16 protein-coding genes are annotated in these 14,212 nt (G+C 72.4%); 1 reads left to right on the top strand and 15 read right to left on the bottom strand.

The window, feature by feature from the left end; genetic code table 11:
• Window positions 1-5: 5 nt before the first annotated feature.
• From AKI01S_RS07795 to AKI01S_RS07770, 6 genes are all read right to left on the bottom strand, one after another.
• Window positions 6-755, bottom strand: a complete 750-nt coding sequence (locus AKI01S_RS07795) for a ZIP family metal transporter (protein ID WP_067813367.1) — start codon at window positions 753-755, stop codon at window positions 6-8.
• A gap of 111 nt (window positions 756-866) precedes the next feature.
• Window positions 867-2,015, bottom strand: a complete 1,149-nt coding sequence (locus AKI01S_RS07790; protein ID WP_067813365.1) for an NAD(P)H-dependent flavin oxidoreductase — start codon at window positions 2,013-2,015, stop codon at window positions 867-869.
• A gap of 9 nt (window positions 2,016-2,024) precedes the next feature.
• Window positions 2,025-3,005, bottom strand: a complete 981-nt coding sequence (gene pip, locus AKI01S_RS07785) for a prolyl aminopeptidase (RefSeq protein WP_067813364.1) — start codon at window positions 3,003-3,005, stop codon at window positions 2,025-2,027.
• Between the two features lie 43 nt (window positions 3,006-3,048).
• The gene (locus tag AKI01S_RS07780; RefSeq protein WP_067813362.1) at window positions 3,049-3,450 is read right to left on the bottom strand and encodes a Zn-ribbon domain-containing OB-fold protein; all 402 of its coding nucleotides are present in this window, start codon (window positions 3,448-3,450) and stop codon (window positions 3,049-3,051) included.
• Between the two features lie 2 nt (window positions 3,451-3,452).
• Window positions 3,453-4,619 (bottom strand): thiolase family protein, encoded by a 1,167-nt coding sequence (locus tag AKI01S_RS07775; protein ID WP_067813360.1) that lies wholly within the window; start codon window positions 4,617-4,619, stop codon window positions 3,453-3,455.
• A gap of 83 nt (window positions 4,620-4,702) precedes the next feature.
• On the bottom strand, window positions 4,703-5,656 hold the full coding sequence (locus AKI01S_RS07770) for a GlxA family transcriptional regulator (RefSeq protein ID WP_067813358.1): 954 nt from the start codon (window positions 5,654-5,656) through the stop codon (window positions 4,703-4,705).
• 71 nt (window positions 5,657-5,727) lie between these two features.
• Here AKI01S_RS07770 and AKI01S_RS07765 point away from each other — a divergent pair, with 71 nt between their 5' ends.
• Window positions 5,728-6,381: an HD domain-containing protein gene (locus AKI01S_RS07765; RefSeq protein ID WP_067813356.1), complete on the top strand. Its 654-nt coding sequence runs from the start codon at window positions 5,728-5,730 to the stop codon at window positions 6,379-6,381.
• Between the two features lie 59 nt (window positions 6,382-6,440).
• On the opposite strand, the gene ehuA is transcribed toward AKI01S_RS07765, so the two are convergent.
• The 9 genes from ehuA to pip (AKI01S_RS07720) all read right to left on the bottom strand — a co-directional run bounded on the left by ehuA (window position 6,441) and on the right by pip (AKI01S_RS07720) (window position 14,204).
• The gene (ehuA, locus tag AKI01S_RS07760) at window positions 6,441-7,310 is read right to left on the bottom strand and encodes an ectoine/hydroxyectoine ABC transporter ATP-binding protein EhuA (protein ID WP_083999115.1); all 870 of its coding nucleotides are present in this window, start codon (window positions 7,308-7,310) and stop codon (window positions 6,441-6,443) included.
• Window positions 7,297-7,950, bottom strand: a complete 654-nt coding sequence (gene ehuD / locus AKI01S_RS07755) for an ectoine/hydroxyectoine ABC transporter permease subunit EhuD (protein WP_067813354.1) — start codon at window positions 7,948-7,950, stop codon at window positions 7,297-7,299. Before ehuD ends, ehuA begins: the two co-directional genes overlap by 14 nt.
• Entirely contained in the window at window positions 7,947-8,654 is a 708-nt protein-coding gene (gene ehuC / locus AKI01S_RS07750; protein WP_067813352.1) for an ectoine/hydroxyectoine ABC transporter permease subunit EhuC, read from the bottom strand. The genes ehuD and ehuC overlap by 4 nt, the downstream gene beginning before the upstream one ends.
• A gap of 6 nt (window positions 8,655-8,660) precedes the next feature.
• Window positions 8,661-9,554, bottom strand: a complete 894-nt coding sequence (gene ehuB / locus AKI01S_RS07745; protein ID WP_067813349.1) for an ectoine/hydroxyectoine ABC transporter substrate-binding protein EhuB — start codon at window positions 9,552-9,554, stop codon at window positions 8,661-8,663.
• A gap of 96 nt (window positions 9,555-9,650) precedes the next feature.
• A complete protein-coding gene (thpD, locus tag AKI01S_RS07740) occupies window positions 9,651-10,556 on the bottom strand; it encodes an ectoine hydroxylase (protein ID WP_067813347.1) in 906 nt (301 codons plus the stop codon).
• On the bottom strand, window positions 10,553-10,963 hold the full coding sequence (locus AKI01S_RS07735) for an ectoine synthase (RefSeq protein ID WP_067813344.1): 411 nt from the start codon (window positions 10,961-10,963) through the stop codon (window positions 10,553-10,555). The genes thpD and AKI01S_RS07735 overlap by 4 nt, the downstream gene beginning before the upstream one ends.
• Window positions 10,964-10,976: 13 nt before the next feature.
• A complete protein-coding gene (ectB, locus tag AKI01S_RS07730) occupies window positions 10,977-12,242 on the bottom strand; it encodes a diaminobutyrate--2-oxoglutarate transaminase (protein WP_067813343.1) in 1,266 nt (421 codons plus the stop codon).
• Window positions 12,243-12,298: 56 nt separating this feature from the next.
• On the bottom strand, window positions 12,299-12,829 hold the full coding sequence (ectA, locus tag AKI01S_RS07725) for a diaminobutyrate acetyltransferase (protein ID WP_083999113.1): 531 nt from the start codon (window positions 12,827-12,829) through the stop codon (window positions 12,299-12,301).
• Between the two features lie 394 nt (window positions 12,830-13,223).
• Window positions 13,224-14,204, bottom strand: coding sequence for a prolyl aminopeptidase (pip, locus tag AKI01S_RS07720; protein ID WP_245681518.1), 981 nt, complete (start codon window positions 14,202-14,204; stop codon window positions 13,224-13,226).
• Window positions 14,205-14,212: the final 8 nt, after the last annotated feature.

The following is a 14,212-nucleotide window of genomic DNA, read 5'->3' as shown; positions in this document are numbered from 1 at the left end:
CGGGGTCAGGCGTGGGACAGGGCGAACGCGGCGAGGAAGCCGACCATGGTGATCAGGCCCGTCAGCAGGTGCGCGTCCTCGAACGCCTCGGGGATCATCGTGTCGGCGATCATGGTGAGGATCGCGCCGCCGGCCAGTGCGGTGACGGCGGCCAGCACGCTCGCGGGGGCGTCGCCGAGCGCGGCGTAGCCGACCACCGACGCTGCGGCGCTGATCAGCGCGATGCCGCTCCACAGCCCGAACACGTACCGGCGGCCGCGTCCGGAGCGCCGCATCCCCGCGGCGCTGGACAGGCCCTCGGGCACGTTGCTGATGAACACCGCGGCCACCGTGACGGCGCTCACCGTGCCGCCGCCCAGCAGGCTGACGCCGATCACCATCGACTCCGGCACCCCGTCCAGCAGCGCGCCCAGCGCGATCGCCGTGCCCGACCCCGGCCGCTCCCCCTCGGAGCTCTGCTGCCCGCCCGAGCGCTTGCGGTGCCGCGCTCCGCGCCGGGCGAGCAGCATGTTGGCCCCGGCGTAGACGACCGCGCCGGTCACCGCCCCGATCACGGTCGGCGTCAGGCCGCCGCGCTCGTTCGCCTCGGCGATCAGCTCGAACGACACCGCCGACAGCAGCACGCCGCTGCCGAAGGCCATCACCCCGGCCACCACCCGCGCCGGGATCCGCACCAGGTAGCCGACCAGCGCCCCCAGCACCAGCGCCGAACCGGCCAGCAACCCCCAGCCCGCGGCCTGCACCACCTCCGGCACGACCCGTCCCCTCCCCGCCCGGCCGGTGCGCCGTCGGCGTCCGGCGCACCGTGGTCCGTCCGGTGTGCGGCTACCCCGCGGGCCACCTCCGAAACGGCCGCCCCGGAGCTCTCAGTGGTCGCCGGTGATGGTGTTCAGGCGGGCGACCGCGTCGGCGAACTCCTCGATCATGTCGTGGACGACGCGGCGGGCCGGCCGCACCGCGTTCATCTGGCCCACCACCTGGCCCACGAAGTAGTTGGCCAGCTCGCGGGCTCCGGGGTTGCCCGTCTCGGCGACCTTGTTGATCTGGCGCATCGCGCCCTCGGCGATGATCATCTGGAGGGGCATGCCGAGCGCGCCGGGGCTGTCCGGGCCCTCCCACTCGTCGGTCCAGGCGGAGCGGAGCTGACGGGCGGGCTTGCCCGTGCGGGACCGGGAACGGACCGTGTCCCGGGACGTCGCGGCCAGCATCTTCGCCTTGACCGGGAGCGGGGTCTCGGCCTCCTCGGTGGTCAGCCAGACCGAGCCGCACCACACGCCGGACGCGCCGAGGGCCATCGCGGCGGCCATCTGGCGGCCCGTCGCGATGCCCCCGGCCGCCAGGACCGGGAGCGGGGCGACCTCGTCCACCACCTCGGGGACCAGGACCATCGTGGAGATCTCGCCGGTGTGGCCGCCGGCCTCGCCGCCCTGCGCGACGATCAGGTCCACCCCGGCGGCCGCCTGGCGGCGGGCGTGCTCGGCCGTGCCCACCAGGGCCGCGACCGGGACGCCGCTCTCCTTCGCCCGGTCCACCATGAGCGGCGGCGGGGTGCCCAGCGCGCTGGCGATCAGGCGGATCGGGTGGGCGAGCGACACCTCGATCAGCTCGGCCGCGCCCTCCCTGGTGACCTGCGTGCCGCCGCGCGAGTGGCCCTTCCTCGCCTTCTCGAAGTCGGGGAGCGGCACCCCGTACCTCTCGAAGAGCCCGAACAGGAACTCCCAGTGCTCCTGCGGAACGGCCGCCAGCATCGTCTCCAGCCCGCCCTCGCCGCGCCCGGCCCGTTCGGCGGACTCGTCGATCTTCGCGGGGACCAGCACGTCGACGCCGTAGGGGCGGCCCGCGACGTGCGCGTCGATCCAGCGCAGCTCCTCCTCCAGGCGGTCGGGCGTGTAGGCGACGGCGCCCAGCACGCCCATCCCGCCCGCGTTGGTGACGGCCGCGACCACGTCCCGGCAGTGGCTGAAGGCGAACAGCGGGAACTCGATCCCGAACGTCTCGCAGACCTCGGTGCGCATGCCCCGACGCTAGAGGACCGAATGCCGTTCGGTCCAGGGCCGGAACCGATCGGTCGCCTCCAGCAGCCGCCGGAGCGTCCCCGGCTCGTCGAAGGCGTGCCCGGCGTCCGGGACGATGTGCAGCTCCGGGTCCGGCCAGGCCCGGTGCAGCAGCCACGCGGCGTCCGGCGGGGTCAGCATGTCGTAGCGCCCGTTCACGATCACACCGGGGATGCCGCGCAGGCGGGGGGCGTCCCGCAGAAGCTGGCCGGGCTCCAGGAAGCACCCGTTGCCGAAGTAGCGGTTCTCCAGGCGCGCCACCGCGACCGCCGCCCGCTCCTCCTCGTCCTCCCCGGGCGGGGGCAGCAGCGTCGCGGTCGTGTTCTCCCAGCGCGTCCATGCCAGCGCCGCCGGAACGTGCACCGCCGGGTCCGGGTCGGCGAGGCGGCGCGCGTAGGCGGCCAGGTAGTCGCCGCGCTCGTCCTCGGGGATGTGGTCCCGGAACCTCTCCCACGCGTCGGGGAACAGCCGCGACACCCCGCCCTCGGCGAAGCACCACGGCTCGTCCGAGGGCAGCGCCAGGTACACGCCGCGCAGCACGATCTCCGTCACTCGCCCGGGATGCGCCTGCGAGTAGGCGAGCGCGAGCGTGCTGCCCCACGACCCGCCGAACACCATCCACCGGTCCACGCCCAGGTGCTCGCGCAGCTTCTCCATGTCCGCGACCAGGTTCGCCGTGGTGTTCGCGGACAGGTCGATGTCGGGCTCGGCGGCGTGCGGCAGGGAACGTCCGCAGTTGCGCTGGTCGAACAGCACGATCCGGTAGGCGTCGGGGTCGAACAGCCGCCGGTGGTCGGGCGAGCATCCGCTGCCCGGTCCGCCGTGCAGGAACACCACCGGCTTGCCGCCGGGGTTCCCGCAGACCTCCCAGTAGATCTCGTTGCCGTCCCCGACGTCGAGCATGCCCGACTCGTGCGGCTCGACCGGCGGGTACAGCTCCTTGGCTTCCATGGCCCCCAGTCTCACGCACCGGGGGCGCGCGCGGGCCCGCCGGTCAGGACGCGGGGCGGAACAGTACGTACGACTCGCCCTCGGCCGGGTGCTCGAACGCCGCCCTCAGCGGCAGCCCCTCGCGCAGGGACGCGGGGTCCACCCCGTCCAGCCGCGCGTGCAGCCACGGCCCCTCCGGCAGCTCCACCAGCGCCAGGTACGCCGGAGGCGGAACGGCCCCGTCCTCGCGCGGCTTGGCGTGCGTGACCGTCCACGCCACCAGCGTCGCCGTCCCCGACGCCCGCGCCCACTCCAGCCCGGTGGAGCCGCACCCGGGACAGTCGCCCTGGTCGGGCGCGAACCAGCGGTCGCACGGGACGCACCGCCGGACCACCAGCCGGTCGGCGGCGGCGCCGTCGAAGAACGGGTCGGTGCGGCCGTCGCGGCGCAGGATGCCGATGTCCACCGTCAGGTCCCCTTCGCGTGCGGGCTGAGGATCAGCGTGGAGTGGTGGTCGAGGATGCCGCCGTTGCCGCTGACCAGGATCAGGTCGTTGCGGTCCGCCTGGCGTTCGCCGCCCTGGCCGCGTCCCTGGATGACGGCCTCCGACAGCGGCGTCATGCCCCACATGTAGTAGCCGGACAGCTGGCCGCCGCCGGTGTTGGTGGGCAGCGACCCGCCGGGGCCGAGCGCGCCGGACGCGGCGAACGCGCCGCCCTCGCCCTTGCCGCAGAAGCCGTAGTCCTCCAGCGACACCAGCACCGTGTAGGTGTAGCAGTCGTACAGCTGGCAGACGTCGATGTCGTCGGGCGTGACCCCGGCCATCTTCATCGCGACCGGGCCGGACGTCGCCGCGCCGGTCCGCAGCCCGAACTCGCTGCCCCGCTCCCTGCGGTGCCCCGGATGCCCCTGGCCCCAGCCCCACAGGTGCACCGGCGGCTGCGCCAGGTCCCGCGCCCGGTCCGCGCCGGTGACGACGACCGCGATCGCGCCGTTGGACACCAGGCAGCAGTCCAGCAGGTGCAGCGGCTCGGCGACCCAGCGCGAGTTCTGGTGGTCCTCGACCGTGATCGGGTCGCGCATCTGCGCCAGCGGGTTCATCGCGGCCCACCGCCGCGTGCTGACGGCGATCGCGCCGAGCTGCTCGCTGGTGGTGCCGTACCGCTCCATGTGCCGCCGCGCGGCCAGGGCGTAGAACGCGTTCACGCTGCGGAACCCCAGCGCCGCCGTCATCCCGCCGAACCCGTACCACTCGGGGGCGTCCCGGTGGTACGCCGACCCGGCCGACTGCCTCGGCTTCAGCGGCGCGTCGGCGAACACGCACGCCACCGTCGTCGCCGCGCCGCTCAGCACCGACATCGCCGCGTACGCCACCATCGCCCCGGCGGTCGCGCCGAACGCGTTCATCTGCGTCAGCAGCCGCAGGTCGCGCAGGCCGAGGGAGTCGGCCAGCTCGATGCCGGGGGAGCCGCCCATGCCGTGGCTGACCAGCAGGCCGTCCAGGTCCGGCAGGGACAGGCCCGCGTCGGCGACCGCGCGCCGCACCGCGTCGGCCGCCAGCCGACGCGGGCTGCGCCCGTACACCCGGCCGAGCTCGGTCATGCCGAGCCCGACGATGCTCGCGCCCTCACCCATGGATCACCGCCGAAGCCTCCTCGCGGGACGGATACCCCGGCACGCTACCGAATGTCGTTCGGTCAACTCCAGGGTGACAATGGTCACCGGCCGCGGAACGCCCGCCGGTACGCCTGCGGCGAGGTCCCCACCCGCCGCGCGAAGTGCGCCCGCAGCGTCACCGCCGCGCCGAACCCCGACTCGGCGGCGACCCGCTCGACCGGCAGGTCGGTGCTCTCCAGCAGGTGCTGGGCGCGGTGGATGCGGGCGTTCAGCAGCCACTGCAACGGGCTGGTGCCGGTCTGCTCGCGGAAGCGCCGGGTCAGCGTCCGCACGCTCAGCGCCGCCCGGCGCGCGATGTCCTCCAGCGTCAGCGGCCGGTGCAGGTTCTCCTCCAGCCACGCCAGGACCGGCTGCAACGCCACCCCCTCGTCCCGGGGGTCGGGATGCCGGATGAACTGCGCCTGCCCCCCGTCGCGCTGCAACGGCGTCACCATGAACCGCGCCACCTGCCCCGCGACGGCCGACCCGTGGTCGCGGCGCACCAGGTGCAGGCACAGGTCCACGCCCGCCGCGACCCCGGCCGAGGTCAGCAGCGCGCCGTCGTCCACGAACAGCACCGACGGATCGACCTCGACCCTCGGGTACCGCTCGGCCAGCAGCCGCGCGTACATCCAGTGCGTGGTGGCGCGCCGCCCGTCCAGCAGCCCGGTCGCGGCCAGCGCGAACGCCCCCACGCAGATCGACGCGATCCGCGCGCCCCGGTCGGCGGCGGCGCGCAGCGCCTCCAGCACCTCGGCGGGCGGCCCGGCGCGCGGGTCCTCCACGCCGGGCAGCACGACCGTGTCGGCGGCGGCGACGGCGTCCAGGTCCCAGGGCGTCTCCACCCGCATCTTCCCGAACAGCGACGAGGACACCACCGCGCCGCCGGGCGCGCACACCCGCGTCTCGTACAGCGGCGCGCCCGGCCCCTGGTACGCCGCGCCGAACACCTGGCACGGCGTCGCCATGTCGAACGGCACCACCCCGTCGAGGGCGAGAACGGCCACGGTGTGCATGGCCGGAATATAGCGCACCTCGGCCTTCGGGCCACTGGTGGCGGCACGGCGGCGGGCCGACCATCGTGTGCATGACCGATCACTTCGCCGAATTCGCGTTCCCCGACACCGACCTGGCCCGCCGCGCCTACGCCCACGCCTACGAGGAGGTGAGCGAGGCCCTCGCCCACCACAGCGTCCGCAGCTACCTGTTCGGCCGCGCGGCGGGCGAGGGGATGGGCCTGAAGGCGGGCTCCGACTACGACGACGAACTGCTGTTCCTGGCCTGTCTCCTGCATGACATGGGGCTGAACGAGCGGGGCAACGGCGACCAGCGCTTCGAGGTGGACGGCGCCGACGCGGCCGTGTCGTTCCTCGAAGGGCAGGGCGTGCCCGCCGACCGCGTCCGGGTCGTCTGGGAGGCCATCGCGCTGCACACCAGCGTGGGCATCGCCCACCGGATGCGCCCGGAGATCGCCCTCACGCACACCGGCGCCGGGATCGACGTGGTCGCGCTCGGCGCGGAGAACCTCCCCGAGGGGCTGGCCGACCGGGTGCACGCCGCCTTCCCCCGGCTGGAGCTGGCCGACGACCTGTCCGGCACGATCGTCGCCCAGGCCGCCGCCAACCCGCGCAAGGCCCCGGTGGGCACCTTCCCCAGCGAGCTGCTGCGCCAGTTCCACCCCGAGATCCCGATGCCCCGCTGGGAGGAGATGACCGGCAACGCCTGGCCGGGCGTCGCCTGAGGGCGCGTCCGCCGCGACCGTCCGGGTGGGGCCCCGCCGGGGAGCCCCACCCGTTCCCGTCAGGAGGCCAGCACCGCCTGGAGGAAGTCGCGGGTGCGCCGCTCGCGCGGCTCGCCGAAGATCTGATCCGGCGGGCCCTCCTCCACGATCTGGCCCTGGTCGAACATCAGCACCCGGTCGGAGATGTCGCGGGCGAAGCGCATCTCGTGCGTCACGCACAGCAGCGTCAGGTCGCTCTGCCGGGCGATGTCGCGCAGCAGGTCCTGCACGCCCACCACCAGCTCGGGGTCGAGCGCGGAGGTGACCTCGTCCAGCAGCAGCACCTTCGGCCGCATCGCCAGCGCGCGGGCGATCGCCACGCGCTGCTGCTGGCCGCCCGACAGTTGCGACGGGTGCGCCTCGATCTTGTCGGCGAGCCCCACCATGTCCAGCAGCCCGCGGGCGCGCTCGACGGCCTCGTCCCGGGACAGCCCCAGCACGTGCACCGGGCCCTCGGTGAGGTTGCGCAGCACGTTCATGTTGGGGAACAGGTTGAACTGCTGGAACACCATGCCGATCTGCTTGCGCATCTCGTGCAGGTGCCTCTCGTTGGCCGGGACGAGCCGCCCGCCGCGCTCCATGTGCGACAGCGGCCGCTCGCCGACCCGGATGATCCCGCCGTCGACCCGTTCCAGGGTCATCAGCAGCCGCAGGATCGTGGTCTTGCCCGACCCGGACGGCCCGATCAGCGTGACGCGCTCGCCGGGCGCGACGGTGAAGTCGAGCTCGCGCAGCACGACGTTGCCGCCGAACCGCTTGACCACCTTCTCGAACCGGATGCCGGGCGCCTCGCCGTGCGGCAGCGGGTCGGCGGCGCCCTTCGCGAGCGGGACGCCGGGGACGTCGTCCTCGGGTGCGGGGACTGCGGGAGTGGTGTCAGTAGGTGGCATAGCGCCTCTCCAGGCGACGGACGAGCAGGGAGGACAGCACGCTGACCGCGATGAACAGCACGCCGACGATCGTGATCGGCTCCAGGAACTGGAGCGTCCTGGAGCCGGTCTGGTAGGCGGCCCCGAGCAGTTCCACGACGTTGACGGCCAGCAGCAGCGGCGAGTCCTTGAACATGGCGATGAGGTAGTTGCCGAGCGTGGGCACCACCCTGCGGACGGCCTGCGGCAGCACCACCCCGAGCCACACGCGGCGGCGCGGCAGGTTGAGGGCGGTGGCCGCCTCCCACTGGCCGCGCGGCACGTCGTCGATGCCCGCCCGGTACACCTCGGCGGTGTAGGTGGAGTAGTGCAGGCCCAGGCCGATGATCCCGGCGGTGAGGGGCCCGAGCGTCAGGCCCCACGACGGCAGCACGTAGAAGACGAAGAACAGCTGCACCAGCAGGGGGGTGCTGCGGATGAACTCCGCCGCCCAGCGGACCGTCCCGTTGACCAGGCGGCTGGGGGTGCGTTGCAGCAGCGTCCAGGCCAGGCCCAGCACCAGCGCGATGGCGTAGCCGAGCAGGGTGGCGACGACGGTGACGCGCAGGCCGTTGAGCAGGTCGGGGAGGATCTCCCCGGTGTAGTTCCAGTCCCAGGTCATCGGGGCGCGCCTCCCGCCGGGGCGGGGACCTCGCGGAGCGCGCCGCGGCGTGGCCGGCGGCCCAGCATCCGTTCGGTGCGGTGCTCCAGCAGCCGGACGAGGCGTTGCAGCACCTGCGCGATCACGAAGTACACCACCAGGACGAGCGCGTAGGTCGCCGCCGTCTCACCGGTGTTGGCCTGGATCTGCTGGGCGCGGAACGTCAGGTCGGCGATCGTCACCAGCGACACCACGGCCGTGGCCTTCATCAGCTCGATGAGCAGGTTCCCGAACGGCGGCAGCATCAGCGCCACCGCCTGCGGCAGGATCACCCGGCGCATCCGCTGGGCGGGCCGCAGGTTCAGCGCGACCGCCGCCTCGTACTGCGCCTTCGGCACGGCGTTGATCGAGCCGCGCACCACCTCGGCGCCGTAGGCCCCGTAGTTGAGGCCGAGCGCCAGCACGGCGGCGGCCATCGGGGTGAACCGCAGGCCGACCAGCGGCAGCGAGTAGAACAGCCAGTACATCAGCACCAGCGCCGCCGCGCCCCGGAAGAACTCCACGTAGAGGCGGTTGACCGCGCGCATCCACACCGCCCGCGCGGCGCCCGCCACGCCGAACGCCAGCGCCAGCACCAGCGCGAGCACCGCGCCGAGGACGGTGATCTGCACGGTGATCCACGCGCCCTGGAGCAACTGGGGGTGGCTGTCGAGGACTTCGGACACGGCGGATCAGCCCTGGCAGAACTTGGCGGCGGTGTCGCCCGGGCCGGGCAGGTCGGCCTCGGTGAACCCGAACGGGCGCAGCACCGGCAGCAGCCGCCTGCCGGTCTTCAGCTCGGTGAGCTTGTCGTTGAACGCCTTGAGCAGGTCGGCGTCGGCCTTGCGGAACGCGAACGCGCCCGCCCCGAACCGCTCCTTCCCGTCGATCACCGGCGTGAAGGGGTCGGTCACCTCGAACGGCTCGCCCTGGTGCTTGGACAGCAGGTCGGCCAGGGAGATGCGGGTGAGGGAGAGGGCGTCGATGCGACCGGCCTTGAGGCCCTCGAACGCGTTGGGGGCGCTGTCGAAGGTCTTGACGTTGTCCTTCCTCACCCCGAGCTTCGCGGCGTAGTCACCCTCCACCGCACCGGTCAGGACGCCGATCCGGGCGTTCGCCCGCGCGGCGTCCTCGAACTTGCGGATCTTCTTGGGATTGCCCCTCGGCACGAGGAACGCGCTCTTGGCGACGTACTCGGGGTCGGAGAACGCGACCGCGCCGCACCGCTCCGGCGTGATGAACATCCCGGCGGAGATGACGTCGAACCGCTTGGCCTGCAGGCCGCCGATCAGGCCGCCGAACGCGACCTGCACGCCCTCGACGGTGGGGATGCCGAGTTCCTTGAAGACGACGCGGGCCAGCTCGGGGGCCTCGCCGGTCAGCTTGCCGTCCTTGTCGGTGAAGCCGTAGGGGGCCTCGTTGGCGAACCCGACACGGATCCTCCCCTCCTGGCGGGCCCGCGCCAGGGTGCCGCCGCCCCGGCGTTCGGCCTGCGGGTCGGTGGTGGAACATCCGGCGGCGGCGAGGGGGACGGCCGCGCCCAGCATCGCGGCGGTGCGCAGGAAGTCGCGTCTGGAAGAGGTCATGGGAGCTCCCGGGGTGGGGTGGGGGGTGGGGTGCGCGGCGCCGCGTCCGCCGGGGAGGGCCCCGGCGGACGCGGCGCCGGACATGGAGGGGGACGGCTAGGCGACGGGGGTGAAGTCGCGGGCGCCGATGAACGAGGGGCGGGGCGCGGGGGCGGAGAACGGCTCGACGCAGGTGTTCTCCACGCTGTTGAAGACGATGAAGACGTTGGAGCGCGGGAACGGGGTGATGTTGCCGTTGGAGCCGTGCATGCAGTTGCAGTCGAACATCGTCGCCGAGCCCGCCGGGCCGGTGAACAGCTCGATGCCGTGCTTGTCGGCCAGGATCGACAGGCTGCCCGGGTCCGGGGTGCCGATCTCCTGGCCCTTCAGCGACTCCTTGTAGTGGTCGGAGGGCGTCTCACCGACGCACGACACGAACGTCCGGTGCGACCCCGGCATGATCATCAGTCCGCCGTTGTGCGCGAAGTTCTCGGTGAGGGCGATCGAGATGCTGACCGCGCGCATCCGCGGCATCCCGTCCTCGGCGTGCCAGGTCTCGAAGTCGGAGTGCCAGTAGAAGTCCTTGCCCTTGAACCCGGGCTTGTAGTTGACCCGGCTCTGGTGGACGTAGACGTCCGAGCCGAGGATCTGCCGGGCCCGGCCCACCACGCGCGGGTCGCGCACCAGGTTCGCGAACACCTCGCTGATGCGGTGCACCTCGAAGATGGAGCGGACCTCGTCCGAGCCGCGCTCGGTGACGGTGCGCTCGTCGGCCAGGATCTTCGGGTCCGACGACAGGCGGCGCAGCTCGGCGCGGTACAGCTCCACCTCCTCGGGGTCGAGGAGCCGGTCGACCGTGAGGTAGCCGTTGGCGTCGTAGGACTCCAGCGTCCCGGCGTCGATCGGGCCGTCGCCGGCCGAGCCGTACACCACCGGGTCCACGCGGTACAGCAGCGCCGCCTCGGCGGCCTTGCGGGTGGGGTAGGCGTCGTCGACGGAGGGATGGGACTCGATGATGCTCACGCGTTCTCCTGGTCGTTCTCCGGCTCGGTCAGCAGGGGGTAGACACCGTTCTCGTCGTGGACCTCACGGCCGGTGCACGGCGGGTTGAAGACGCAGACGGTGCGCACGTCGGTGTGGGCGCGCAGGACGTGGTGCTCGTGGCCGTCGAGCAGGTACATCACGCCGGGTTCGATGCGGTGCTTCTCGCCGGTCTCCTCGTTGACGAGCTCGCCCTCGCCCTCGATGCAGTAGACGGCCTCGATGTGGTTCGCGTACCACATCCGCGTCTCGGTCCCGGCGTACAGGACCGTGTCGTGCAGGGAGAAGCCGACCCTCTCCCTCGCCAGCACCAGGCGGCGGCTGCGCCAGGTCTCCGCCCGGACGTCGCGGTCGGTGCCGACGATCTCGTTCAGCGAACGGACGATCATTGGGGTGCTCCTCTCAGGCGGGGACCCGGTCGCGGGTGACGGCGCTCACCGACTCGGCGATGATCTCCAGCCCCCGGCCCAGGTCGGCCTCGTCGGTGGTCAGCGGCGGCAGCAGCTTGACGACCTCGCCCTCGGGGCCGGAGGTCTCCATCAGCAGGCCGCGCTCGAACGCCTCCGCGCACACCCGCGGGGCCAGCTCGGCGTCCTTCATGACCAGGCCCCAGGCCAGACCGCGGCCCCGGACGGTCTCCACGACGTCGGCGTTCAGCAGGGCGATCTCGTTCAGGCCGCGCTCGACCAGGTCGCCCTTGGCGAGGGTCCGCCCGGTCAGCCCCTCGTCGGTCCAGTACTCCTCCAGCGCGCCGGTGGCGGTGACGAACGCCGGGTTGAAGCCGCGGAAGGTGCCGTTGTGCTCACCGGGCTCCCACACGTCCAGGCCGCGCCGGAACAGCGTGACCGCGAACGGCAGGCCGTAGCCGCTCAGCGACTTCGACAGGCACACGATGTCGGGCGTGATCCCGGCCTGCTCGAAGCTGAAGAACGCGCCGGTCCGGCCGCAGCCCATCTGCACGTCGTCGACGATCAGCAGCATGTCGTGCCGCTTGCACAGGTCGGCCAGGCCGCGCAGCCAGTCGGCGCTGGCGGCGTTGATGCCGCCCTCGCCCTGCACCGTCTCCACGATCACGGCGGCGGGCTTGTCCAGGCCCGAGCCGCTGTCGGCCAGCATCGTCTCGAACAGCAGGAAGTCGGGGGTGCGGCCGTCCAGGTAGTTGTCGTAGGGCATCGCCACGCCGTGGCCCAGCGGCACGCCCGCGCCGGTGCGCTTCATCGAGTTGCCGGTGACCGCCAGCGCGCCCAGCGTCATGCCGTGGAAGGCGTTGGTGAAGCTGACGACCGTCTCCCGGCCGGTGTACTTGCGGGCCAGCTTCAGCGCCGCCTCGACCGAGTGGTTGCCCGCCGGGCCGGGGAACTGGACCTTGTAGTCCAGGCCGCGCGGCCGGAGCACGACCTCCTCGAAACGTTCCAGGAAAGTGCGTTTGGCGGCGGTGTACATGTCAAGGCTGTGCACGATGTTGTCGGCCGCCAGATAATCCATGAGCCGCTGTTTCAGCAGCGGGTTGTTGTGCCCGTAGTTGAGGGTCCCGGCACCGGCGAAGAAATCCAGATAGGTGCGGCCGTTCTCGTCGGTGATGTGGCTTCCCCGGGCGGTGGTGAAGACCGTGGGCCAGCCGCGGCAGTAGCCGCGTACTTCGGATTCCAGGCGTTCGAAAGTGTTCATGCCGTACCTCCGGAGGGTGATGGACGGAAAATGAGGAGAGGGGGCTCGCGGTGGCTTCAGCGGACGGGCAGCGGGCCGATCCGGAACAGCACCTCGGGCTCGTGGTCGCCCGCCAGGTGCTCGCGCCCGAACAGCCGCGTCCGGGTCAGCCCGCAGCCGTGGTCACGGGCGAACGAGGAGAACATCGCGGCCGAGGGGGCGTTGTCGGGGGTGACGGTGGCCTCCACCCAGCGGATCCCCTGACCGCGCGTCCGGGCGGCCAGTTCGTCCAGCATGCGGCGGGCCAGGCCGCGTCCGCGATGGCTCGCGTCCACGGCGACCTGCCAGATGAACAGCGTGTCGGGAACGTCGGGCCGCCGGTAGCCGGTGACGAAGCCGCAGGGGCGCCCGCCGTCGTCGGCGACCACCGAGGTGTCGGCGAAGTCGCGGCACCAGAGCGTGTAGCTGTAGGGGGAGTTGACGTCCAGGACCTTGGAGTCCCGCGCCATCCGCCACAGTTCCGGGCCGTCCGAGAGGGACGGCTCCCGTAGGCGCACGTCGGCGGAACGGCCCGTGGGTATGTCCGTTTCGAGCGGTTGCACTGCCATGTGCAGGCAACTTAGCGAATGCCAACGGTGCGGCGTTACCGATTGTTATCTTGTGGATGTTTGGGCGCGGCCACGGCGGGTATAACGGGTCGCTTGCAAATTTTTGGAACGTTTTATCGGCGGGGAAACGCGCCGACGCTCCGCCGTTCCCGTCGCTGACCGGCGAAGACTCCGGCAATGGCGCGAATGGTTCCAGGCGGCGATCCCGGGGCCGACTTTAACGCCGCTCTCGTGTTACGGCGGTGTTTCTTGATCTCATTTCTGTGAGGTGAATCACGCGATCTTGGTGTCATCCTCACGCCGCGTGCGGGCGTCGTGGCGCCTTCGCCGAGGTCGGGGCATGGGAAAGGGGCCCCGCGCCGCCCGGCGCGAAGCCCCTGGGAAGGGGACCGGGTCAGCCGTTCTTGGCGAACCGGTCGGTGGCCTCGATCAGATGGTGCAGAATGCCCGGCTCGTCGTAGGCGTGCCCCGCGTCGTCCACCAGGTGGAACTCCGCCTCCGGCCACGCCCGGTGCAGGTCCCACGCCGTCGCGGGCGGCGTGCACACGTCGTAGCGGCCCTGCACGATCACCGCCGGGATGCGCCGGATCCGCTCGACGTCGCGCAGCAGCTGCTCGTCCTCGAACCAGCCCTCGTGGGTGAAGTAGTGGTTCTCGATCCGCGCGAACGCCACCGCGTAGTCGGGGTCGCCGTAGGAGTCGACCCGCTCCGGCCGGGGCCGCAGCGAGATCGCGCCGCCCTCCCACTGCGCCCACGCCCGCGCCGCCGCGACCCGCGTCTCGCGGTCGGGGGAGTTCAGCCGCTCGGCGAACGCCGCGATCAGGTCCTCGCGCTCGTCCTCGGGGATCGGCGCGACGTACTTCTCCCACAGGTCGGGGAACAGCAGCGAGGCGCCCTCCTGGTAGAACCAGTACAGCTCGAACGGCCGCAGCATGAAGATCCCGCGCAGCACCAGCTCGCTCACCCGGTCCGGGTGCGCCTGCGCGTAGGCCAGCGCCAGCGCGCTGCCCCACGACCCGCCGAACACCTGCCAGCGTTCGACGCCCAGGTGCTCGCGCAGCTTCTCCATGTCGGCGACCAGGTGCCAGGTGGTGTTGTCGTCCAGCGCCACGTCCGGGTCGCTGGCGTGCGGCAGGGAACGCCCGCAGTTGCGCTGGTCGAACAGCACGATCCGGTAGGCGTCGGGGTCGAACAGCCGCCGGTGGTCGGGCGAGCACCCGCCGCCCGGTCCGCCGTGCAGGAACACCACCGGCTTGCCGCCGGGGTTCCCGCAGACCTCCCAGTAGATCTCGTTGCCGTCCCCGACGTCGAGCATGCCCGACTCGTGCGGCTCGACCGGCGGATACAGGGTGCGAAGCTCAGGTCCCATGGTCATGGCCCCAC

This window comes from Actinomadura kijaniata NBRC 14229, assembly GCF_001552175.1.
In the GTDB taxonomy this organism is placed as follows: Bacteria; Actinomycetota; Actinomycetes; order Streptosporangiales; family Streptosporangiaceae; genus Spirillospora; species Spirillospora kijaniata.
The sequence above is the reverse complement of the archived record's forward strand: the minus strand, read 5'-3'. Positions and strand labels throughout refer to the sequence as shown.